Below are 386 nucleotides of genomic sequence, written 5' to 3'. Positions count from 1 at the left end.
CATAATCCGCTGTATGCTCAGGCCGTGTCCCGTGCCCGGCAAGTGGAAAACAGTGTGCGTTTCTGGGGCGCACAGTACGCAGAACACGGCGACGAATCGGCCGCGCGCAGTTACAGACAATCCCTGTTCTACGGCATAGGCGCACTCGAAACGCTCGACGTGCTAGGGCTCGCGGATAACGAAGCCCGCACCCTCATGCAGCAATGGGAACAGCGCGCGGCCGACCTGATTCGGAAACGGTCTTAATGCACAGAATAAAGACTGAGTAATTTACTCGGGTATTGTTGACGGCTCCGAAAGGGGCCGTTACTATTTGAGCCATCGATAACCCACTAGGCGCACCCCATGAAAACGAATCTGCGTTTCAATATTGACCAAACGGTTAA

Annotated in this window: 1 protein-coding gene; it reads left to right on the top strand. The window is 54.7% G+C overall.

All coding sequences use genetic code 11. The annotated features are described in order from the left end of the window. A partial coding sequence (locus tag AC30CM_RS27375; protein ID WP_392340240.1) for a hypothetical protein occupies positions 1-246 on the top strand: 246 nt, incomplete at its 5' end. Between the last annotated feature and the right edge of the window lie 140 nt (positions 247-386).

Source organism: Mycobacterium sp. DHQP2018-32-09, from assembly GCF_058148405.1.
This window is presented reverse-complemented; position numbering and strand designations above follow the sequence as displayed.